Origin of the sequence: Maribacter sedimenticola (genome assembly GCF_900188415.1) — a bacterium.
In the GTDB taxonomy this organism is placed as follows: domain Bacteria; phylum Bacteroidota; class Bacteroidia; order Flavobacteriales; family Flavobacteriaceae; genus Maribacter; species Maribacter sedimenticola.
In genome coordinates this window covers 607803-631756 of the sequence record NZ_FZNV01000001.1, presented here as the reverse complement: position 1 = coordinate 631756, position 23954 = coordinate 607803, and the positions used below count along the sequence as shown (strand labels likewise).

22 protein-coding genes are annotated in these 23954 nt (G+C 39.1%); 6 read left to right on the top strand and 16 right to left on the bottom strand.

The genetic code is table 11. The features are described 5' to 3' along the window. Positions 1-7: 7 nt before the first annotated feature. A complete protein-coding gene (locus CHB68_RS02590) occupies positions 8-457 on the top strand; it encodes a retropepsin-like aspartic protease family protein (protein ID WP_089259260.1) in 450 nt (149 codons plus the stop codon). 46 nt (positions 458-503) lie between these two features. Here CHB68_RS02590 and odhB read toward each other — a convergent pair whose 3' ends face one another. Together odhB and CHB68_RS02580 are read right to left on the bottom strand one after the other, a co-directional pair. Next, positions 504-1730 (bottom strand): 2-oxoglutarate dehydrogenase complex dihydrolipoyllysine-residue succinyltransferase, encoded by a 1227-nt coding sequence (gene odhB, locus CHB68_RS02585; protein WP_089259258.1) that lies wholly within the window; start codon positions 1728-1730, stop codon positions 504-506. A gap of 27 nt (positions 1731-1757) precedes the next feature. Continuing rightward, positions 1758-4553, bottom strand: coding sequence for a 2-oxoglutarate dehydrogenase E1 component (locus tag CHB68_RS02580; RefSeq protein ID WP_089259256.1), 2796 nt, complete (start codon positions 4551-4553; stop codon positions 1758-1760). Positions 4554-4669: 116 nt separating this feature from the next. On the opposite strand from CHB68_RS02580, the gene CHB68_RS02575 reads away from it, so the two are divergent. Continuing rightward, positions 4670-5185, top strand: a complete 516-nt coding sequence (locus CHB68_RS02575) for an alpha-ketoglutarate decarboxylase (RefSeq protein WP_245838767.1) — start codon at positions 4670-4672, stop codon at positions 5183-5185. A gap of 37 nt (positions 5186-5222) precedes the next feature. Next, positions 5223-6326, top strand: a complete 1104-nt coding sequence (locus tag CHB68_RS02570) for an acyltransferase family protein (RefSeq protein ID WP_089259252.1) — start codon at positions 5223-5225, stop codon at positions 6324-6326. 31 nt (positions 6327-6357) lie between these two features. Here CHB68_RS02570 and CHB68_RS02565 read toward each other — a convergent pair whose 3' ends face one another. The 4 genes from CHB68_RS02565 to CHB68_RS02550 form a co-directional block, all read right to left on the bottom strand. Further along, on the bottom strand, positions 6358-6711 hold the full coding sequence (locus tag CHB68_RS02565) for a hypothetical protein (protein ID WP_089259250.1): 354 nt from the start codon (positions 6709-6711) through the stop codon (positions 6358-6360). A gap of 24 nt (positions 6712-6735) precedes the next feature. Further along, positions 6736-8007 carry a metal-dependent hydrolase family protein gene (locus CHB68_RS02560; protein WP_089259248.1) on the bottom strand — a complete coding sequence of 424 codons (1272 nt, stop codon included), beginning with the start codon at positions 8005-8007 and terminating at the stop codon, positions 6736-6738. Positions 8008-8083: 76 nt separating this feature from the next. Further along, entirely contained in the window at positions 8084-9100 is a 1017-nt protein-coding gene (gene galE, locus CHB68_RS02555) for a UDP-glucose 4-epimerase GalE (RefSeq protein WP_089259246.1), read from the bottom strand. 43 nt (positions 9101-9143) lie between these two features. Beyond that, on the bottom strand, positions 9144-10298 hold the full coding sequence (locus CHB68_RS02550) for a DegT/DnrJ/EryC1/StrS family aminotransferase (protein ID WP_089259244.1): 1155 nt from the start codon (positions 10296-10298) through the stop codon (positions 9144-9146). 90 nt (positions 10299-10388) lie between these two features. On the opposite strand from CHB68_RS02550, the gene CHB68_RS02545 reads away from it, so the two are divergent. The 3 genes from CHB68_RS02545 to CHB68_RS18765 all read left to right on the top strand — a co-directional run bounded on the left by CHB68_RS02545 (position 10389) and on the right by CHB68_RS18765 (position 12293). After that, positions 10389-11651, top strand: a complete 1263-nt coding sequence (locus tag CHB68_RS02545) for a 3-deoxy-D-manno-octulosonic acid transferase (protein ID WP_089259242.1) — start codon at positions 10389-10391, stop codon at positions 11649-11651. A 165-nt stretch (positions 11652-11816) separates the two neighbouring features. After that, entirely contained in the window at positions 11817-11945 is a 129-nt protein-coding gene (locus CHB68_RS18770) for a hypothetical protein (protein WP_261375075.1), read from the top strand. 225 nt (positions 11946-12170) lie between these two features. After that, positions 12171-12293 carry a hypothetical protein gene (locus tag CHB68_RS18765; protein ID WP_261375074.1) on the top strand — a complete coding sequence of 41 codons (123 nt, stop codon included), beginning with the start codon at positions 12171-12173 and terminating at the stop codon, positions 12291-12293. A 405-nt stretch (positions 12294-12698) separates the two neighbouring features. Here CHB68_RS18765 and CHB68_RS02540 read toward each other — a convergent pair whose 3' ends face one another. The 10 genes from CHB68_RS02540 to CHB68_RS02495 form a co-directional block, all read right to left on the bottom strand. Further along, positions 12699-14198 carry an FGGY family carbohydrate kinase gene (locus CHB68_RS02540; RefSeq protein ID WP_089259240.1) on the bottom strand — a complete coding sequence of 500 codons (1500 nt, stop codon included), beginning with the start codon at positions 14196-14198 and terminating at the stop codon, positions 12699-12701. A 39-nt stretch (positions 14199-14237) separates the two neighbouring features. Continuing rightward, a complete protein-coding gene (locus tag CHB68_RS02535; protein WP_089259238.1) occupies positions 14238-15206 on the bottom strand; it encodes an ABC transporter permease in 969 nt (322 codons plus the stop codon). 4 nt (positions 15207-15210) lie between these two features. Beyond that, the gene (locus CHB68_RS02530; protein WP_179213124.1) at positions 15211-16728 is read right to left on the bottom strand and encodes a sugar ABC transporter ATP-binding protein; all 1518 of its coding nucleotides are present in this window, start codon (positions 16726-16728) and stop codon (positions 15211-15213) included. A 3-nt stretch (positions 16729-16731) separates the two neighbouring features. Continuing rightward, positions 16732-17370: a DUF2291 family protein gene (locus CHB68_RS02525; RefSeq protein ID WP_089259236.1), complete on the bottom strand. Its 639-nt coding sequence runs from the start codon at positions 17368-17370 to the stop codon at positions 16732-16734. Next, positions 17354-18313: a D-ribose ABC transporter substrate-binding protein gene (locus tag CHB68_RS02520; RefSeq protein WP_089259752.1), complete on the bottom strand. Its 960-nt coding sequence runs from the start codon at positions 18311-18313 to the stop codon at positions 17354-17356. The genes CHB68_RS02525 and CHB68_RS02520 overlap by 17 nt, the downstream gene beginning before the upstream one ends. A 4-nt stretch (positions 18314-18317) precedes the next feature. After that, positions 18318-19295, bottom strand: coding sequence for a transketolase family protein (locus CHB68_RS02515; protein WP_089259234.1), 978 nt, complete (start codon positions 19293-19295; stop codon positions 18318-18320). A gap of 6 nt (positions 19296-19301) precedes the next feature. Then, positions 19302-20132: a transketolase gene (locus CHB68_RS02510; RefSeq protein ID WP_218822475.1), complete on the bottom strand. Its 831-nt coding sequence runs from the start codon at positions 20130-20132 to the stop codon at positions 19302-19304. A gap of 32 nt (positions 20133-20164) precedes the next feature. Then, positions 20165-21586, bottom strand: a complete 1422-nt coding sequence (locus CHB68_RS02505; protein ID WP_089259230.1) for an L-fucose/L-arabinose isomerase family protein — start codon at positions 21584-21586, stop codon at positions 20165-20167. Between the two features lie 26 nt (positions 21587-21612). Beyond that, positions 21613-22380: a DeoR/GlpR family DNA-binding transcription regulator gene (locus CHB68_RS02500; protein ID WP_089259228.1), complete on the bottom strand. Its 768-nt coding sequence runs from the start codon at positions 22378-22380 to the stop codon at positions 21613-21615. A gap of 98 nt (positions 22381-22478) precedes the next feature. After that, entirely contained in the window at positions 22479-23909 is a 1431-nt protein-coding gene (locus CHB68_RS02495; protein WP_089259226.1) for a DUF1593 domain-containing protein, read from the bottom strand. Between the last annotated feature and the right edge of the window lie 45 nt (positions 23910-23954).

Below are 23954 nucleotides of genomic sequence, written 5' to 3'. Positions count from 1 at the left end.
ATTATATATGAGCAGTCTCAAGGACTTTCTTAAGAAAAAAAAATACGTTTGCATACCGTTAACCCTTACGGCCACCAACCATTTTGAGTTAAATGCCAAAATCAATGATATTACGGGTAGATTTATTTTAGATACCGGGGCATCGAATACATGTATCGGCATAGATCAAATAGATAATTTTGGATTAATTTCAAAAGAATCAAAAATTAAGGCGGCCGGTGCGGGAGCCACCAATATGGACACCTTGGTTTCCAAAAAAAATACGGTCCACATAGGATCTTGGGAATATAAAAAACTTAAAATTGTCCTATTTGACCTTAAACATGTCAATGAAGCACTGACTGCTCATAATGCCGAACCTGTAAACGGAATTATAGGTGCGGACATCCTCAAAAAATCCAATGCAATTATTGATTATGGTAAAAAACGTTTGTACTTAAAGGCAAAAAAGCGTTGAGACCTGCCCAACGCTTTTTACATATGTATCTATAATTTTTGAAAATTTACATTTCCAAGGCTTTTTTTACATTATTGTCCATAAGCAGCTCCGTAGGATTTTCCAATGCCTCCTTAACCGCTACCAAGAATCCTACAGACTCCTTGCCGTCAATAATTCTATGGTCATAGGACAATGCTACGTACATAATTGGAGCTATGGCAATAGCCCCCTCCCTTGCTATAGGACGCTCCACAATATTGTGCATACCCAATATGGCACTTTGTGGAGGATTTATGATAGGCGTAGATAGCATAGAACCAAATACCCCACCATTGGTAATGGTAAAAGTTCCACCGGTCATTTCATCTACGGTTATCTCCCCTTCACGGGCTCTAATTGCCAAACGTTTAACCTCTGACTCTATTCCCCTGAACGTCAAATTTTCAGCATTCCTGATAACGGGAACCATAAGTCCTTTTGGACCGGATACCGCTATACTGATATCACAGAAATCATAAGAAATCATTTCTTTGCCATCTATCATGGAATTTACCGCAGGATACATTTCTAGTGCCCTTACAACTGCCTTGGTAAAGAATGACATAAATCCTAAACCAACCCCATGCTTGTTTTTAAAATCTACTTTATACTGATCACGAAGTTCAAAAATGGCGCTCATATCCACTTCATTGAATGTGGTCAACATAGCCGTTTCGTTCTTTGCGGATACCAGTCTTTCTGCTACCTTTCTTCGTAGCATAGATAACTTGGAACGAGTCTCTCCCCTATTTCCACCGGTTGGCGTACCCATTGAAGGAACGGCGTTTACCGCATCTTCCTTGGTGATCCTACCATCACGACCACTTCCTTTTACAGTTGTGCTATCCACTCCTTTTTCGTCCAATATTTTTTTGGCCGCGGGGGAAGCTACTCCAGAAGCATATGTTTCTTTAGCCTGTACTGGCTGCGGGGCTTTTTCAGCCTCTTTTTGAACTGGAGCTGTTTCTATTTCAGTGGCTTCATTGGACTTTTTATCCGAGCCTTCCGGTTTTTCCGCCCCTGTATCGATCAAACAAACAATAGCGCCTACTTCAACAGCATCGCCAACTTCTGCTTTTAATGTAATCACCCCACTGGCTTCCGCTGGTAATTCCAAAGTAGCTTTGTCCGAATCTACTTCAGCGATTGCCTGATCTTTTTCTACGTAATCCCCATCTTCAACTAACCATTCCGCTATTTCTACCTCTGTGATAGACTCTCCCGGGGAAGGGACCTTCATTTCTAGAATCATTCTTTCTATAATTTGATATGTTATATTTTATTTTTTTGGTTTGAACATATTATTTTTTGACTTGTCAAAAACATAATCTATTACTTGTTGATGGCGCATTTTAGACCTTACAGCACTACCTGCAGCAGGCGCCGCGTAAAAACGCCTAGATGCAACCCTAAATTTCTGCACATCACTAAAATGCATTAGTAAATGGCTCCAAGCGCCCATGTTCCTAGGTTCTTCCTGAGCCCAAACCAAATCATCCACATGCTTGTATTTGGCTATTATTTCTTTCATTTGTTCGTCTGGCAACGGAAACAATTGTTCAACCCTGACCAAAGCAACATCTGCACGCTCTAACTTCTCCCTTTCCGCAAGAAGATCGTAATAAAATTTACCAGTACAGAACACAAGACTTTTGACTTTCTTGACCTCAACAGCATCATCGTCTATAACTTCTTTGAATCCCCCATCGGTCAAATCTGAAATTTTAGAAACTGCCTTAGGATGCCTAAGCAAACTTTTTGGCGTAAAAATAATCAACGGTTTTCTAAAATTGGCCTTCATTTGTCTGCGGAGTATATGGAACATTTGTGCCGGTGTTGTCACATCTGCGATATACATATTATCCTTGGCACATAATTGCAGGTACCGTTCCATCCTTGCGGATGAATGTTCTGCTCCTTGACCTTCATAACCATGGGGCAACAACATTACCAATCCGTTTTGAAGTTTCCATTTATCTTCCGCAGCAGAAATATATTGATCGATCATGATTTGGGCACCATTACTAAAATCACCAAACTGGGCTTCCCAAATCGTTAGCGTATTAGGACTTGCCATAGCATAGCCATAATCAAAACCTACAACTCCATATTCCGATAATAGCGAATTGTAAATTTGGAACCTTGCTTGTTGTTCAGATAAATGGTTCAATAGAATAACCTCTTCTTCGCTTTCCTCTACCTTCATTACCGCATGACGATGGGAAAACGTACCACGCTCAACATCCTGTCCGGAAATACGTACCCCAAAACCTTCCTCTAATAAAGTGCCATAAGCTAAAAGCTCTCCCATGGCCCAATCAAGATTATCGTTTTTAAAATACATATTGTATCTATCCTTGACCAATTTCTCCACTTTGCGCAAGAACTTCTTGCCCTTGGGCAGTTCGGTAATTACTTTGGCAATCTTTGTAAGCTTTTCTTTATTGAAGGTTGTATCTACCGCATCCATCATTTCCCACTCACGTACGCTTTCAAATCCTTTCCACTCGTCTGCCATAAAAGGAGTGATCACAGTTTTATCCTCTTTTCTGGAGTCTTCAAGTTTTTCCTCCAAAGAATCCTTATACTGTTTCTCTAACTGCGCCACATAGGTATCATCAATAATACCTTCTTTGATCAAGCGTTCCGCATAGATATCCCTAGGATTCTTATGCTTTGCAATGGCCTTATATAATTTTGGCTGGGTAAATCTGGGTTCGTCCCCTTCATTATGTCCATATTTCCTATACCCTAACAAATCTATAAATACATCACTTGCAAAACGCATTCTATATTCCAATGCAAAAAGTGATGCATGTACCACAGCCTCTGCATCATCAGAATTTACATGAAGTACGGGACTTAGGGTAACTTTAGCTACATCCGTACAATAGGTAGATGTCCTTGCATCCAAATAGTTAGTGGTAAATCCGATCTGGTTGTTTACAACAATATGAATTGTACCACCGGTCTTATACCCATCCAGGCCTGCCATTTGCACCAATTCATAAATTAGACCTTGTCCAGCAATAGCTGCATCACCATGAACGACAATAGGCAATACTTTTGAAAAGTTGTCCTTATAGTCCGCATCTTGCTTTGCCCTTGCTATACCTTCAACGACCGCACCAACCGTTTCCAAATGGGATGGGTTTGGCGCAATATTCATTTTTATCTTATTTCCGTTATCAGATTTTCGGTCAGATGTCCACCCTAAATGGTATTTTACATCCCCATCAAAAATTTCTTGCTCATAATCCTTACCGTCAAATTCACTAAAGATATCCTTAGCGGATTTACCGAAAATATTGGTAAGTACATTTAACCTACCACGGTGTGCCATACCCATAACAAACTGTTCCACTCCCATTTCCGCAGCACGTTCCACAATTACGTCCAAGCCAGGAATCAATGATTCGTTCCCTTCTAGGGAAAATCGTTTTTGCCCTACATACTTGGTGTGTAAAAAGGTTTCAAATGATATGGCCTGGTTTAATTTCTTTAGGATGTGTTTTTTTCTTTCAGGACCAAAATCCGGATGGTTATCATTAACATTTATCCAATCCTGTATCCACTTGACCCTTTCAGGGTTTCTAATGAACATATACTCCACCCCAATGGCATCACAATAGATGCTTTGCAAATGCCTTATGATTTCCTTTAAAGGACTTGGCCCTATCCCGATAATGTCACCTGCATTAAATACAGTTTCCAAATCAGAGCTTTCCAGACCAAAATTCTTTATGTCCAAAGAAGGCTCGTAATGCCTTCTTTCCCTCACCGGATTTGTTTTGGTAAAGAGGTGTCCTCTACCCCTGTACCCATCGATCAAACGAATGACCTGGAATTCTTTCTGCAAGGATTGAGGCATTTCACTCTTGGCCCCATTGACCATTACAGTGGTTCGATTTTCATCAAAACTTAGTTCATCCAAAGAGGTTTCCATTCCAAAATCAAAACCTTGAAAAAAGGCTCTCCAACTTGGCTCAACACTATCTGGATTCACTAAATACTTATCATATAACTCTGAAAAAAAAGAGGTATGGGCGGTATTCAAAAAGGAATATTTATCCATGAATTACTTTCTGTATATTTAGAATAAATTTGAACAAAAATACAACATTTACGATATCTAACGGAAGAATGTTATGTATTATTGAAAAAAGTTGAACTTTAAAACAAAATCTGTTAATGAGGGTGTCAAAATTAATGTTTACGGGAATAATTCTTCTTTTTTACAATTTTTGTAACAGTCAAAATTCCGTTAAAAACTCCGATTTTTGGAACCATGTAAGGTTTGGAGGCGGAATAGGACTAGGTTTCACTAACAATGGCTTTAATGGATCAATTTCCCCAAGTGCAATTTACCAGTTTACCGACCAATTGGCCGCTGGTACAAGTTTAAATTTCAACTATTCCAAATTCAACGACAACAAGTTCTTGGCTTATGGGGGTAGCGTGCTATCTCTTTACAACCCAATTCCTCAATTACAATTGTCCACAGAATACGAACAATTGCGCATAAACCGTACCATTGCCACTTCTACAAACAGTATATCCGATAATTATTGGCTTCCCGCATTTTTCATAGGCGCCGGTTACAGTACACGTAATATTACTGTTGGCCTACGTTATGACCTTTTGTTCAACGAACAAAAAAGTATATATGCAAACGCATTGATGCCATTTGTTCGAGTATACTTTTAATTTTATTTACCTTTCAACACCAACCAAACCAACCAAAATGAACACATTAAAAAACAGGTATCTTTCCCTAGACGTATTTAGGGGTATGGATGTAGCCCTAATGATCATAGTAAACTCCCCCGGAAATGGGGATACCAGTTTTGGGATTTTAAAACATGCCGTATGGAACGGATTTACCCTTACCGACCTGGTTTTTCCAACCTTTTTATTCGTTGTGGGAAATGCTATGAGCTTTAGCATGAAAAAATACCAAACCTTGGGAAATGCGGCATTTCTAAAGAAAATTTTTAAACGCTTTGCTATTATATTTCTTTTAGGCTTTCTAATGTATTGGTTTCCTTTTTTTGAAGACGGACATTTAAAACCAATATCCGAAACCAGAATTTTTGGAGTGTTACAACGTATTGCTTTATGTTATTTAATTGCTGCCGTGCTAATACATTATTTCAAGACAAGAACGGTAGTTATCTTCAGCATCGCCTCGCTCATAATATATAATGTAATACTGGTGGTATTTGGCGATTTGACATTGACGGGCAATGCCGTATTAAAACTGGACAAATTGCTTATTGGCCCTAGCCATATGTATCACGGCAACGGAGGGGTGGCTTTTGACCCTGAAGGATTGTTAAGCACCTTGCCTGCCGTTGTAAACGTTATTGCAGGATACCTAACAGGGAAATTCATTCAAAATAAAGGACAGCATTTTGAAACGGTAGCCAAACTTCTTATGATAGCGGCACTGTTGATCGTAGCAGGATTTGCTTGGCACCAAATAATGCCATTCAACAAAAAACTTTGGTCAAGCTCCTTTGTATTGCTAACATGTGGTATAGACCTTGTCATTATCGCTATCCTAATGTATTTATTGGATATGTCAAAACCGGGAAAATGGACCTACTTTTTTGAAGTGTTTGGAAGAAATACGCTGTTCATCTATCTTTTGTCCGAACTCTTTATAATTTCTTTGGCAGAAATAAAAACTACTGGTACTACGGCCTATAATTGGATAGCCGATAATATCTTTATCTCAATTGCCGGCAATTATTTTGGCTCGTTATTATTTGCTTTATGGATTATGTTGACCTGCTGGTTGGTAGGATATATAATGGACAAAAAAGGAATTTACATTAAAGTTTAGGAAGCTTAAATACTATATATTAAGGTATAATCTATTGATAAGTATTCTTATACCAAACCTTTTGGTATTCCCGTTTTAGAATCAAAAAGGTGACTTGGGCGGCAACTTCAACCGTATCTGTAATTTTTATATGCTTAAAATCGCGTTCCGGAACGTCTATGACATACAACAAATTAAGATAATCTGGAAAACGTTCCATTAGCAAAACGTATACTTTTTCCATTATAATGGAAACATACGCCTTTAATTCAACATCAGTTGGAATTTGTAAAGGTACATTGGCCGAGATAAAATCCTTTTTAATTTGTTTTTGTAATTGCCCTAGCAATTTTTGCTCTTTGGTCAATTGCAATAATTCTGTGCTATTATTTACATTAATTCTCATTAAAAACAATCTATAGCTTGGCGGCTATTGTTTATAGATTACACCCTCCTTCATAACAAAGATTACATTGGTCAAGGTTTCCACATTTTCTATTGGATTAGCATTGACCGCTATAATATCCGCAATAAAACCTTCCTTTATCAAACCTAATTTACTTTCTCCTAACAGTTTGGCGTTGGTGATGGTTGCAGACCTTAACGATTCTATAATTGGCATACCTGCTTTGACCATATATATAAATTCCTTTGCGTTTTCTCCATGTGGCGACACCCCGGAATCCGTACCAAAAGCAATATTAACACCCTTCTTATAAGCTTTGGCAAATGTCGCTTCTAATTTAGGACCTATTTCCAAAGCTTTCTTAGCTACTACGGGCGGTAGATAGTTTGGAATTTCAGCCAATCTAGCAGCCTCCTTTCCAGCGGATAATGTTGGTACCATATATGCATCATATTCCACCATTAAGCCCATGGTCTCCTCAGACATTAAGGTGCCGTGCTCAATGGTTTTTATACCTCCTTTTATTGCCCTTTGCATACCTTCATCTCCATGGGCGTGAGCAGCGGTAAGCATACCATAGTCCTTTGCAGTTTCTGTAATCGCCTTAATTTCCTCAAGGGTAAATTGCGGATTCTGTCCATTTTTTGCCACACTTAATACTCCGCCAGTTGCAGTAATTTTAATAACATCCGCACCATCCTTATAGCGCTGTCTAACCGCTTTCCTTCCATCCTCGGGAGAATTAACGACCCCCTCGTTTGGCCCTGGATCACCCATTAAATCCTTACGCGTACCATTGGTAGGATCTGCATGTCCCCCTGTAGTTGCCAAGGACTTGCCTGCAGTAAATATTCTTGGTCCTACGACTATTCCTTTATTTATGGCATCCCTTAATGAGATATTTACCCCTGACCCACCTAAATCCCTAACGGTAGTAAATCCGGCCATTAAAGTTCTTTTTGCATAGACAGTAGATTGAAAAGCAACATCTGCCTCGTTCTTGGTAAATCTTTCCAAATAGCGCGAAGGGCTGGACTCGCTCTCAATATGTACATGCATATCAATAAAACCTGGTAATATGGTTTTATCCTTTAAGTCAATAAGTTCATCTGAGGATGACCCCGTAACAAATCCATTTTCTATTCCCTTAATTTTGTTTCCCGATACAATGATTGTCTTTTCCGAAAGTACCTTGCCAGATTCAATATCCACGATTTTTCCACATTGTAAATAGGTATCCTGGGCATTGACCAATGCAAATGTCAATAATGATAAAAATGTAAAAATAGTTTTCATATGCAGCGAGATATAAATTAAATAAGGGGAAATATAGCTATATTTCCCCTTATTTTTAGTGCAAAATCCATTAAATTCAGTCTCTTATCTTCTGTTCCCACACCCATGCGGATTTCATGGCCTCATCCAACGTATATTCAGATTTCCAACCTAAAATCTCATTTGCCTTTGTAGTATCCGCATATGCAGTGGTAATATCGCCAGGACGCCTATCAACTACTTTATAATTTAATTTTTTTCCGGATACACGCTCAAAACTTTGTATAGCCTCTAAGACAGAACTTCCTGTACCCGTGCCCACGTTGAACACTTCGTAATTATCAGCATTTTTTCCATCCAATAAACGCTCCAAGGCTACCACATGCGCTTTTGCCAGGTCGACCACATAAATATAATCTCTTATACATGTACCGTCCTCAGTAGGGTAATCATCACCAAAAACAGCGAGTTGGTCCCTTAGTCCAATACCCGTTTGCGTGATAAAGGGTACCAAATTTTGTGGAACACCTTTTGGCAATTCTCCAATTTCAGCACTAGGGTGTGCACCCATAGGATTAAAATATCTTAGGGCAATAGCATTTAGTCCAGGAGTTACCTTACAGGTGTCCGCTATAATTTCCTCGCCCATTTGCTTGGTATTGCCGTATGGGGATTCTGCCACCTTTACCGGTGCGTCTTCCGTAATTGGCATTTTATCGGCCTGTCCATAAACCGTGCAGGATGAACTAAAGATAAAGCTAGCCTTGTTCTTCTTGCACAGTTCCTTTAAAATATAGACCAACGTACCTATGTTGTTCTCATAATATAATAGCGGTTTTTCAACACTTTCACCAACCGCTTTGGACGCCGCAAAATGTATAACACCTGCTACATCTTGATGTCTTTTAAAGAAATCCTCTACTTTATCCTTCTCCTTTAGGTCAATCTTTTCAAATTCCGGCCTCTTACCTGTAATGGCCGTAATGCCGTTTAAAACTTGTTCATCAGAGTTGGAGCAATCATCGATAATGACCACCTCAAACCCTTTTTCCTGAAGCTCAACAACGGTATGAGAACCAATAAAACCTAATCCACCTGTAACTAATATTTTCATTTAATTCTATTTCTGCGTTGTTCAAAAGTAAGAAACCTGATTGCTATTCATTAATAAACCCGATAACCATATCCGTAATATGGTTAATCTGCTCGCTATCCAATTCTGTGTGCATTGGTAAGGAAATGACTTCCGTTACCAATTGATTGGTTACCGGAAAATCCTCTTCCTTATAGCGCTCATCTGCATAAGCCTTTTGTCTGTGTAGGGGAATAGGGTAATAGACCCCACAAGGTATATTGTTCTTGTTTAAATATTGAACCAGGTCATCTCGCTTACCATTCGTAATACGTAAGGTATATTGATGGAATACATGACATTCACAGACGTCACAAATACCGTCACAATGGGTAACCGTTTTTGGCGTAATAATATGTTTTTGACCTTCAAATGCCTTTGAATAGGCACGTGCCGCATTTCTTCTTGATTCGCAATAACCATTTAACCTGGGTAATTTTGCACGTAATACAGCAGCTTGGATAGCATCTAACCTAGAATTGACCCCTACCACATCATGATGATATCTTTCATACATACCATGATTTACAACACCCCTAATTATGTGTGCCAAATCATCATCATTAGTGAAAATAGCACCTCCATCCCCGTAACAACCCAAGTTTTTGGAAGGAAAAAAAGAGGTGGCGCCTACGTGCCCTATGCCACCAGCCATATATTTAGTGCCGTCACTGGCATAGTACTTTGCCCCTATTGCTTGTGCATTATCTTCAATTACATATAAATTATGTTTTTTGGCTAAAGCCATTATAGCATCCATATTGGCACATTGACCAAATAAATGAACAGGTACAATTGCCTTTGTTTTAGGAGTTATGGCCTTCTCAATAGCCTCAACATTAATATTAAAAGTATCTGGATAAACATCAACCAAAACAGGCGTTAACTGCAAAAGTGCAATGACCTCTACAGTGGCGGCAAATGTAAAATCTGCGGTAATGACCTCGTCACCGGGCTTTAATCCCAGACCCATCATAGCAATCTGAAGAGCATCCGTACCATTGGCACATGGAATGACATGTTTTACATTTAAATAGTCTTCAAGTTCTTTTTGAAACGCATGAACTTCTGGGCCGTTAATAAATGCAGAGGTTTCCAAAATTTCAGTAATGGCTGTATTTACTTGCTCCTTAATTTCTTGGTATTGCCCGTTAAGGTCTACCATTTGTATCTTTTTCATTCTATGGAATTACGTGAAGTCTTACAAAAATACGAAACGGCCGACACTAATTTTATCGAAAGAAACGTAATTTAGCGCAAAAGTAACAGTTTGTCCTTTCTCTACAATCTTATCGGCATTATCGCTACCGGTCTATTGACACTGGCAGCACCCTTTAGTGCCAAACTTGCTCTTTTTATAAACGGTCGTAAAAAAAGTATGGCGCTACTAAGAAATAACATCGCCAAGAACGATCGTACTATTTGGATACATGCGGCATCATTGGGAGAATTTGAACAAGGGTTACCAATCATGGAACAATTAAAAAAGGATTTTCCTTTACATAAATTGGTTCTTAGTTTTTTCTCCCCTTCTGGTTATGAAATAAAGAAAAACAGTAACGTTGCTGACGTCATTTGTTACTTACCATTAGACACCAAACATAACGCATCAGAATTTATTAAAGCGGTGAATCCGGAGTTGGCCATTTTTATCAAATATGAAATTTGGCCCAATTATCTAAGGATGTTGAACAAACAGAAAATACCTACCATTTTAGTTTCCGCACTGTTTAAAAAAGAGCAGATCTATTTTAAAAAGTACGGGTCGTTTATGCGAAAAGCACTTGCAAATTTTACGCATTTCTTTGTTCAGAACACAGATTCAAAAACCTTATTGAATTCAATTGGCCTTAGCAATGTCAGTATAACTGGAGACACAAGATTTGACAGGGTTATGGAAATACTAAAACGCAACAATAATTTGACTTTCATGGATATCTTTACAAAGGGCAAATTTTGTTTCGTAGGTGGCAGTACGTGGCCAGAAGATGAAGAACTCGTCACCGCCTATATCAACCAAAGTCAATTGCCCATAAAATTCATTATTGCCCCACATACCGTTAAAGCCTCCCATATAGATTCAATTAAAAAGGCCATACTGAAACCTACAATTTGTTATTCAGAACTTAAAGACACGCAAATACAAGACTATGATGTCCTTATTATAGATACCATAGGATTACTTACCAAAATATACAGTTATGCGGACATTGCATATGTGGGCGGAGGCTTCGCCACAGGATTACACAATACATTGGAACCCGCGGTTTTTGGCATACCGGTCCTCATTGGTCCTCATTATAAAGGATTTATTGAAGCTGAAAATTTAGTTGCGGCTAAAGGAGTTCTCCCCGTACACACTTTTAAAGATTTTAAATTCAACGTAGACCGTTTTTTTGAAGATATTGACTTACGCAAGAATACCGGATCCATTAATAAAAAATTCATTTATCAGGAAAGCGGAGCTACCGATAAAATTATGGCAACAATACATACCTTACTTCCAAATAATGTGTTTAAAACGGAAGGATAATCTTTAAAAATAGGTCGATGAAAATATATAGATCAACCTATGGAGGCTTTTTGCATAATACTACTTTACAAAGATAATTTTCAACTTTGGTCGATTTATCCACTTATTCCACAGCAACTTAGCCCATAATTCATATCTTGAGTACAGAACTATAGAATTATGATCATGGAAAAAGAAATTACAGCAGGAGTTAAAATGCTAAACGGATTTTTAAAATTGATGATTGCCTGCCTGATAGGTATTTTAATTGCAATACCCCTTGCAGGATTGGCAGACTGGTTTGGATGGATTTAAAAAATTTAGCCATTATTACGATAATCTACCCAGCTAAAATTTAAGAGCTTCGGTTAAAAGTTCGATATAATGCTACGTATCTCCGTTTATGTACCATATAGATTTCATCTCACCACAACAAAGTAAGGCTTTACATCTAATTTGTAGGACTTTACAACATTTGCACGATTAAATTTGGAAATATCGGCTAACTTTAAGATATATAACTTTAAAGTAGGTAATGTTATGAACGATTTATCATTTAAAACGGGGGTAGATACTTATCTATCCATTCTCATTATTGCAATGAACGCATTTTTGGCGGTAGTTGCGGTAGGATCTTTTTTAGCCCTTATAGGGATTGTTTAACTTTTAACACATAGCCCATATTGTTAAAAAAATTACATTAAAAAAGCCCCTTAACAGGGGCTTTTTCATTTTGTTATTTTATGGTCATTGACCTAATTCTTTACTTTTGTTTTCTTCTTGGTTTTTTTCTTCCAAATATCTAACATATCTAAGGAGAAAGGAATTGTTTGCCAAACCGTTGGATAAAATTTTATATTTTTCATGTTTTAAATTCTTAGCAATTATACATGACAAAGGTCTAAAACATATATTGTGTATAAATCAATATAATTATCCAGTTTATGTGCTATTTTACCCAAAAATACACCACTTAACATTGCGTTAAGAAAAAATTCCACTTTTAATAAGATTAAAAGCAGTTATTTGGATAAACTATGGTCACTTTCAAATAGCAAGATATGATCACTATTCTTTCTTGTTAATCAATAACCTTTGCCAAGTTTCATACGCAGACACCATGTCCTTGTTCAATATTTTAGGTTCGTATTTTTTAAAGTCTTCATATGAAGCTTTAGGCAGATCACTAATTTCTTTCCAGTATTCCGCACCTATACCGGCGATCAGGGCCGCTCCCCTTGCAGAAACATCGGTTATACCAATATTAGTAACCGGTGTTTGCAGTACATTGGCCAAAAATTGCATTAAAAAACCATTGGCCGTAATACCTCCATCTACCCGAAGTTCTCTTAGTGGTTGCCCCGTTTCCTGTTCAATTGCAAGAACCACATCTTTAATCTGATATGCTATGGATTCCAAAGCTGCTCGTACGAAATGAGCCTTGGTAGTACCAAAGGTAATACCATGTATTGAAGCCTTCCAGTCCTTTTGCCAATGTGGTGCACCAATACCGCTAAACGCCGGAATAAGATAAACGCCTTCATTACTTGAAACTGAAGTAGCCAAAGCTTCTATTTCTTCGTGACCGGCAAATAGTCCTAATTGGTTTTTTAACCATTCTAAGGTAGCACCACAACTTACGATAACACCTTCTAAAGCAAAATGTAGCTGATTTGGCAAACTCCAACCAACGGTTGTCAGTATACCGTTACCACTCTGCTCAGCCTTACCTCCCGTATTCCACAACATAGATGAACCGGTACCCATAGTGGCCTTGGCCATACCAATTTCAAAACATTCTTCACCAAAAAATGCGGCATGTGAATCCCCAATTATTCCTGTAATAGGAATTTTTTCATGAAAAATTCCATTAAAATCAGAAGTACAAAACTTATATGCCGAGTTTTGCACCTTAGGAAGGTTAAGGTTTATCAATCCAAATTTTGATAACAATTCATCATCCCATCTCAAATTATATGTATTATATAATAACGTTCTAGGAGCATTGGTGTGATCTGTAGCATAATGCTGATGACCGGAAAGTTTATAAAGGAGCCAAGTGTCTATTGTTCCAAAATAGGCATCTTTTCTTTGTAAAGCTAGGGATACGGCCGGTACGTGGTCAACCAACCACATCATTTTAGTAGCGGAAAAATAAGGGTCAATGGTCAGTCCCGTTTTTGAATTCACCATATCTTCCAAACCTTGCCCTTTTAATTCATCACAAATATCAACAGACCTTTTACATTGCCATACTACTGCATTGTACAAGGGTTTACCAGAACTGTCCCAGACCACAAAAGTTTCACGTTGGTTAGATATTCCACATGATAGTAAGGTATAATCCGCACCATTTAATTTCTCTAAAAATATAGAATAACAATTTTCAACTGCTGTAAGCACATTTTGATAAATCTCTTCTGGGTCTTGCTCCACAAAACCGGGTGACGGATAATAGGTACGTAAAGGCTCAGATGCCTTGACAATAATATTACCATCAACATCAAATATGATAGCTTTAGTACCACTGGTACCTTGATCTACGGATAAAATATAAGATGCGGTCATATGTATTAAAAATATAGGTGTTTACAACCCTTAAAAAAATTATTCTTCATTAGGATGGTTTATACGATCCAAAATAACCGCAAGTAAGATTACAAAACCTTTAATGATCTGTTGCCAAAAAGGCGATACGTTTAATAATACCAATCCGCTATTGAGTACCCCAATAATCAAAGCCCCTTGTACGGTTCCCAAAATTGAGCCTCTTCCGCCAGATAATGAAGTTCCTCCAATAACCACCGCAGCAATAGAATCCAGCTCATAACTAAAACCTGCATTAGGTTGCGCGGAATCTAAGCGCGAAGTAAGAATAATACCCCCAACCGCCGCTAAAATGCCTGCTATGGTATACACCCAAATCTTAATTTTATTGATGGGCAACCCAGATAAACGTGCCGCACTTTCATTACCTCCAATAGCATAAATATATCTGCCAAACTTTGTCTTGTTGGTTACGATAACGGCTATTACGACCAATATGGCGGTTATCCAAACAGGCATGGGAATACCTAAAAACCAACCTGTACCAATAAATGCAAAGTGTGCACCTAATCCGGTTATTGGAAATCCACCGGTCCATAACATGGTTGCCCCTCTTGCAATAGTGAGCATGGCCAATGTGGCAACAAATGGAGGAACTTTAAATTTTGTAATCATCCATCCATTGAATACACCTAAGCCACCACCAACGAATAAACCGCCCAAAATAGCTCCAAAAACGGTAAACCCAATAAATAAGTTCAAGGACGGAACATCTATACCATACTTTAACAACCCGGCAGCCACCGCACCACTTAAAGCTAAAATTGATCCAACGGACAGGTCAATGCCCCTTGTAAGAATGACAAGTGTCATTCCAATGGAAATACATACATTGACCGAAATTTGACGCATGATATTCCATCCATTTTCAGGGGTTAAAAATTTATCCGACATAAACGATAGCACTATACAAAGTACTAAGAGCGCAATGATGGACTGAAATCTTATCAGGGTTGTTTTTATATTCATTTGATCATAAAATTGCCGCGTTCATAATAATATCTTCCGTAGCCTCATTTTTAGTGAACTCACCCGTTATCCTTGATTTCCCCATAACAATGATCCGATCACATATAGCCATGATCTCGGGCAGTTCTGATGATACCACCAAGACCCCCAAGCCCCTTTTGGCTAAAGTATTGATCCAGTGGTAAATTTCGTTTTTGGCATTGACATCGATTCCCCTGGTTGGTTCATCAAGAAATAATATTTTGGGTGTAGTGGCCAACCATTTGGACAAGACTACCTTTTGCTGGTTACCCCCGCTTAAATTTTTGGAACGTTCGTTTTGTGATGGAGTTTTTATTTTAAGGTCCGCTATGTATTGTTTCGCCAATCCATTTTCTGCCCTGTTATTTAGAAAACCGTTATCAATGACCTGATCTAGACTGGCCATACTTACATTTTTATAAATAGGCATTGATAGTACCAGTCCATCTTTTTTCCTGTCCTCCGGCACTAGACCCATACCATTGGCTACTGCATCCTTAACGGAACGTATATCCACTTTTCTGCCGTCTATAAAAATAGAACCGCTCATGCGCTCGCTATGCAATCCAAAAAGTGTTTCGAGCAATTCTGTCCTACCGGCCCCCATAAGTCCAAATACCCCCAACACCTCGCCCTTGCGAAGTGAAAAACTGACATTGTTAACCAAAAACTGGGATGCATTGGAAGGCTTGGGAAGTGAAACATTTTCCACCTTAAAAATCTCATCGCCTAAAGGCAAAGTATCCTTTATATATAAATTTGTGATATCCCTACCTACCATGAGCCTGATCAAGTCATCTTTTGTGCCTTGTTCAGCATTCTCTATAGTACCTACCATTTTACCATCCCTTAAACCAACAAACCGATCCGCGATAAGAAACAGTTCATCTAATTTGTGGGATATATATACAATGGATACCTGTTGTTTTTTTAACGAAGCTATAATCCTAAACAATACTTCTACTTCCGCATCAGTAATAGCAGAAGTGGGTTCATCCATAATCACCACTTTGGCATCTTCCAAAAGGGCTTTTGCTATCTCTACCTGCTGTTGTTGCCCTACCCTTAAACTAGATACTAAAGTAGTGGCAGGAACATTACATTCAACGCGCTCCAATAAACGTTTGGTAATGGCGTTCATTTTTTTAAAATCGAGCAAGCCAAGGGGATCCACAATTTCCCTTCCTAGAAATATGTTGGCCGAAATGCTTAAATATGGAATCAAGTTCAGTTCTTGATGGATAATGGCAATGCCTTTGGACATGGCATCCTTAGGGTTGGAAAAATTAACCGGTTCGCCCTGCAGCAAAAGTGTGCCATCATATTCAGGATAAACACCAGATAAAATTTTCATTAAGGTAGATTTACCTGCACCGTTCTCACCAACTATTACATTGACCTTACCTTTATGTACATTGATAGAAACATTGTCAAGAGCGGTTACACCAGCAAATTTTTTGGTGATATTGACCGCTTGTAATATAATGTTGTCCTCTTCCATTATTTATTCAATGTTGAGGATTAAGGGAATAACCCTAAGATTTTTTAATGTTGGGTTCTTGGTATTTACCTTTACGCCTCCTTTGAAATAAACCGTATCCTTTATATTAACTTCTTTGGAGAAAGACGGTACAATAGTGGTTCTTACCTTATCGTTCAATGCCACGGATATTGCATTGAAATCCATAGTATTTTGAAAATCACCAATATTGGCAATGGCGGTAGCTTCCCTGATTGTATTGCCAAATATAAAATCCGTTGCAATCCTTATTTTATTTTTTGAATTACCTATTAATGACAGAATTACATCTTCATCCTCAATGGCCTGTACCTCCCCGGTGCCTTCCACCACAAAATAGTAGTCATTGCTAATTCCCATTTTGCGTCCGTTTTCGGCCGTAAAGCCCACTAGATCCAATTCTAGGGAACCTATGAGTTCGTTGGCATCTGTTGCCGGTAAATTGGGAAGTTTGGCCCCCATAAATTGATCAACAAACTCAACCGAATTAAAAACGCCGGCATTTTTGGCCGTATTCTTTACATCCAAAGATTCAAAGTAAACGGAATTATATCCCACCAAGACCAATGTCACGGTGATAATAAAAAATTTGATCGGTTTTTTCATATCAGTTTTCGCTGCCATAAGCCTCAAATTCACCTATGTTATCCTGGGTAATCACCTCAACCGCTATGGGCATTTTTCTATCCATATCACGCTCCCCTTGAAGATACTTGTCCGCCAACTCCGCAGCGGTCTGTGCAATGAATTTAGGGGATTGAAGGGCTGTCGCCTTAATTTTTTTTTGTTTAATGGCATCCATAACGTCTTGGGCTCCGTCAAATCCAAAAACCATTACACTATCTGCCTTACCTGCAGAGACCAAGGCTTGGTAAGCACCCATTGCCATGGCATCGTTACCGCAAAATACGGCATCGATATCCGGGTGCGACTGCATTACGGATTCAAGCACTTCCATTGCTTTGCTCCTATCAAAATCCGCACTCTGCTGTGCTACCATTTCCAAATCTGGAAAATGATCGACTACGCTATGAAAACCTTTGGAACGGTTCCAAGTATTGTTATCACCAACCAGTCCCAATAATTCTACATATTTTCCTTTTTTGTTCAATTGACGAACAAAATACTGTCCTAAATCTACACAGCCCGAAAAGCTGTCCGATATAATCTGTGTAACCGGACCGTCCAAGGAATTCACCTCCCTATCCATGCAAAAAGTTGGTATACCCGCTTTTTTGGCCCTATTTACATTACTAACCGAGCCTTCCGCATCGGTTGGATTGAACAATATTGCGCTATAGCCTGCAGCGATCAAATTCTCAAAATGCTCCGCTTCCTTTGCCGTATTGTTCTGCGAATCGAAAATAGTGGTTTCATAACCTAGTTCCCTAGCCCTCTCTGCCGCAGATTCACCCAAAACCACAAACCAAGGGTTATTTAAAGTAGACACCACTACGGCCATTTTTTTGGGCGCATTTTCATTATTTCTATTGCAACCGGCAATGCATATTACAATACATAGTACTGCAATGCTTTTAAGTCTAAAATATAAAGGTTGCCCAGTCATATCCCTATTGTGTTGGTAATAACATTTTCTTGCATTTGGCATATATACCCTCCCCTGAAATACCATAATGATTGAATATCTCCAGTTGAGAACCTGTAACCGTATATTCATCCGGTATGCCAATAAGCGAAAAAGGGTTATTGAATCCGTTTTGGAGCAGATAACTGGCACAAGCTTCGCCCAGTCCGCCATGTACCATATGTTCCTCTACGGTAAGTATTGGTTTACCTTCTTCTCCCAATTCATCCAATAATCTAATATCCAGAGGTTTAATGGTATGCATACTTACGACCTTGGCCCTTAAACCGTCTTGATCTTCAAGCTTCTGCGCAGCCAACCAAGCAGGATAAACGGTTTCACCCGTAGCGATGATCGTTAGGTCGTTTCCTTCCTTTACGATACGCCCTTTACCAATTTCAAAATTCTTGTTTTCCTCATTTAAGGAAGGCATATTCTTTTTACCCAATCGTATATAGAGCGGTGAGCCAAAATTTACCGCATTTAACACCACTTGTTCCGTTTCAAAATTATCTGCCGGTGCTATAATGGTTATGTTATTAATGGCCCTCAACGCCGCAAAATCATGTAGACTATGGTGTGTAGTACCTAATGCACCATAACTTACCCCGGCACTAATACCCACCAGAACAACAGGGTTGTTTGAATAGGCAACATCATTTTTGATCTGTTCCAAAGCCCTAGCGCTTAGAAAGCATGCCGGGGAAACCGCAAATGTTTTTTTGCCTGCAGATGCCAGACCTGCGGAAACGCCCACCAAGTTTTGCTCTGCAATACCGACCTCTACAATCTGTTGTGGATATTTTTCTCCAAAAGGAACCAGCTTTCCAGAACCTCTAGAGTCACTGGTGACCACGACAATGGCCTTATCATTTGCCGCTAAACGCTCCAAGGTTTCGGCAAAAACAATTTGGTTGGCTTTCCCTAATTTTAAACGATTATCCTCTATTTTATCCAGTTCCATACTACCCTAGATTAATGCTTCCGCTTCTCTTAATTCTTGTTGTGCCATGGCATATTGCTCTTCGCTAGGCACCCCATGATGCCATTTTAAGACACCTTCCATATAACTGACACCCTTACCTTTTACCGTATGGGCTATTATAAAATTTGGTTTGCCAGTTTCAAATGGCCCATTATCTAAGACATCTTGTAATTCCGCAACGTTATGTCCATCCACTTCTTTGACCGCCCATCCAAAGGACTCCAACTTTTCACGGATAGAATCTGTATTCATCACCTCATTGTTAGCTCCCGTAATTTGCTGTTTGTTGTTATCAAGAATGGCATACAGGTTGTCCAATTTATAATGAGATGCCGCTAAAAACGCTTCCCAATTTGAACCTTCCGGCAATTCACCGTCTCCTAAAAGGGTAAATATTCTATGCGATTTATTGTCCAATTTGGCCGCAATTGCCTCACCTACACAAATAGGCAGTCCGTGCCCCAGAGCACCTGTGTTCTGCTCTACCCCATGAACTTTTTTGGTAGGATGCCCTATATAATGGGAGCGGTATGCGCACAAGGTTTCCAAATCGGACTCAGGAAAGAAACCACGATCGGCCAAAGTTGCAAAAAGTGCTTCTACGCAATGGCCCTTACTTTGAATATACCGGTCTCTGTTAGGGTTGCCAAAATCCTTAGGATCTACATTTAAAACACTGTTATAAAGTACATTTAAAATATCTATACAAGATAGACTTCCGCCGGTATGACCCGCCTTAGCCTTATAAATATACTTTAGAAGATTTCTTCTAAGTATTACCGATTTTAATTTAAGCTCCTTATCCGTCATGATCATAGATGCATATTTTCTTCAACTACATATTGTTCCTACGATGAATGGTTATAAACCTCCCATCCCATATAATTGCCCAAAGCCTCTTCTAGAATAGCACCGGTTTTTGATGCATTCATTACCACGTGATGCTCAAAACCGTTTTTACAGACATATTTCATTAGATGCTGTAAATCCGGAATTTGGGCCACGGCCCTATTACCGAATGTATTAAGAGGGTCATCGGTCAATTCGCCCTCTCCAAGATAGACCTTGATTATCCCTTTGGGATCATCCGTACTAATTCTACCGTAGGTAAGGGGATTTGCAGGTGTTCTGCCATCTAGTGCACCATAGGTATTCTCAACACCTACCGTTGTTCCCAATATCGGTGCCGTATCCATTTTAATATCCGGTAAAAACGATTTTGCCCAATTTCCACAATGGAACAAAACACATTTATTGGGGTCATCTGCATAATTATTGTTCCAATCCACTAATGCACTGGGCGATCCGGAAGCCAATTGCATGGCATACATGGTCAACGTACCGGTAACATCTACCTCACAGGCAGAGGGCAACATATTCTCGGACATAATACTCATGCTTGTGCATACATTACAACCATAATTCTGTTGAAGGGACGTCCAACACTGAATTGCCGTAGCGTCCAACGCATATTCTTCCATGAATTCCTTTAGTACCACATCTAATTTTGCGATTTGGAGCATGGCCTCGTTGGGCGTTTTTCCTTGGGGTACATATGCATTGATCGACTCCAAATGACGTTTTACAGGAGCATCATTTACGGTAAGCTTATTTGCCTTCCCAAGAATTTCGGACAAATCTACCGTTGTTACCGTAATTCCATTTCGCTGCAGTATTTTTTCCGAATACCGCACCGTATTAAAAGCACCGGGTCTTGCACCCACGGCACCTATCCTAATATTCCGCAATCCTTTGACGACCCTACAAACTGCGGCAAAATCTTTTAAATCTTGTTGAAAGGTAGCATCGGTAGGAAATGATACATGTTGACTCGTCAATGAATACTTAATACCATATTGGTATAAATTATTACAAACCGATATTTTACCACACCATGAATCCCTCCGGTTAACAACATTCATTTTAGTAAGTTCATCTGGGTATGCCTGTATTAGAACAGGAACATTCAAATTTGATAGTTTAAGCGTATCTGCAACACCTTTTTCATCTCCAAAATTTGGGAGAAGCACTAATACCCCAACAATCTCATTGGCATGTTTTTTAAAAAGCTCAGCACATTTTTGAGCTTCCTTGAATGTTTCTACACCGCCAAGTTTGGTGTCGGTACTATCCAATAAAATGGGTTTTAAATTTAATTTTGAAAATACCTCTATGATTTCCACACGTGCTTTTTCCACTAAACTATCCGGGAAAAAATCACGATTACCGATAATTACGCCAATACTTAACATTGATGATTTACTATTCATTTATAATTTGTTTATAACCAAGGCAATTAGGCCAAAATCACTTCAATTTCATTATCCTTAAACACTTCCTTGTCCTTATCTTCCATTCCCGAGTCGGTAATAATAAAGTCTATCAAGGATAGTGCACCTAAACTAGCAAGGGCACTTTTACCTATTTTAGTACTATCTGCAACCAGATACGTTATATCCGCGGCATCTATCATGGCCTTTTTTACAATTAAATCGCTGATGCTCGGGTAGGTCAGCCCTGCTTTCAATGAAATTCCTGCCGTGGCCAAAAACAGCTTCTGCACATTTAATCCCTTGAAAAAATCTGCCGCTTTCTGGCCTGTTAAGGACAACGTTGGCGGCTTAAATTCCCCTCCGGTCATAATTACTTCAATATCCGGCTCCGTTCCCAACATCATTGCTATATTTAATGCATTTGTAATGACTGTTAGGTTTTTATAGCCTACTAGTTTTTTTGCTATTTCCGTTGTAGTACTACCGGAATCCAAAATAATGGTATCACCAGGCTCAATGAATTCCAAACACTTTTGCGCAATGATCTCTTTTAATTCCATGTTCTCTTGGTTGACCAAGGAGAAATTGCGAACCTGGTCCCCCATATTCTTTAAAAAAGCACCACCATGCTCTCTAATAATCAAACCCTGAGCCTCTAACTTTTCCAGATCTTGGCGGATGGTTACCTCGGTCACTTTAAACAATTTAGCGAGGTCCACTACTTTTGCGGAACCATCTTCATTTAAGAACTCAATAATCTTTTCCCTTCTTTTATTCGGTAAGTATGCCATATTTTTATAAATAGTAAATTTTCATAAATATAAACAAACTTACCTGCTTAGATTCCGCATTTTGCAATAGGATTATTTTTACTTTTTAACTTTGACGATTATGATTCTACATTAATAATTACACGCTCATATCTCGTAAGGGCAGGACTTCCTTGATCCGTAACTTCTAAAATGATATGCATTGTTCCCAACCGGGCACCTTTTGGAACGACCAAATAAGCTTTGGCGCTATGGGCATTTTCTATGGTAACCGGCATAGCCGTTCTTCCAGAAGATTTGGTAAAAGTGCCAGGCTCCCCATAATAGAACCACTTGAACGATAATATATCACCATCTGGATCAGTAGAGTTTTCCGCATTTAAATCTATACGGTCCCCAACCTTAGCGGTAATCATTTTTTTATTGCTCACTTTTACCACTGGGGGATGATTTGCCTGTTCATAAGGTTTTATGGTCCAATCCATTCTGGCAACAAAATCATTTTGATAAGCTTCTCTCCAACGCCAAATAGTTGCTTTATTATTGGTATGCCAACTACCGTCGTTACCTTCAACCTCATCCTGCGCATTGTTCCATAAAGGCCTGGTTTCCGGTTCCAAAAACCATTTTTCTGTTCTAGGGAGATACAACTCGTACCGACCACCCCAACTTCCCCAATTTGGGTGATCGGGATTTCCAAGACCATTGTTTATCAAATACATAAAACTGGGGGAATCGCCCTCCATTAGATAATCCATATGGGGATATTCCGCCCCTAGGGGACCTTTACTTCGTATATGCCGGTCCAGCCAAGGATTATCCACAATTTCAAAATCCGCACCGGCAAACCGCCCATGAAATTTATCTCCACTTATACCGGTCCATGTAGCATGGTGATACCCCCCATAAGCATGAAAACCAGGACTAGCGATATAGAATAAATCTGGAAATGTTTTTCGAAGCCATGGCCCACTATCATCTTGATCGGATATGGTGTAGACCCTGATTTTAGAAACAAATTTATTTAGTTCCGCTTCCGTACGTGTATGCTTTACCTTCCATAATGCCTGAGCCAAACAATTGGGCCCTCCCCATACCTGTATCCACACAGGGCGCTCATCATCCTTATCCACCACATTAATAATCCATTCGGAACCTTCAGAATCCATCCCTTCACCTACGGCATTCATTCCATAATCCGCACGACCTTCCTTTACGACCGACCTCAAATAATCTACTTCTGGATAGTCAGGTTCATGTAGCAATAGATTCTTCCTAACTTTTGCATACGCATCCAAGATTTCATAAATGCGCCATGTTGCAATTTCATTTTTTTGATGTACGGAGGTTGTTGCCACTAATCCCTCAACATCCCATTGATTGGCATACGTTAAAAACCTTACCAAAGACATGGCATCATCCGGTTCATTCTCAATATCGGTAAGCACCAACACCCTTTGCCTATCTGTACCGGACTGGGCTTTCATTACCGTTACAAACGGTAACAGCATGCTTAAACAAACAAAGAAACCAAAGCGAAGATGTCTCATAATAATTACGTTAAATCATCTTTGACAATCTAATTACTGTCTTAA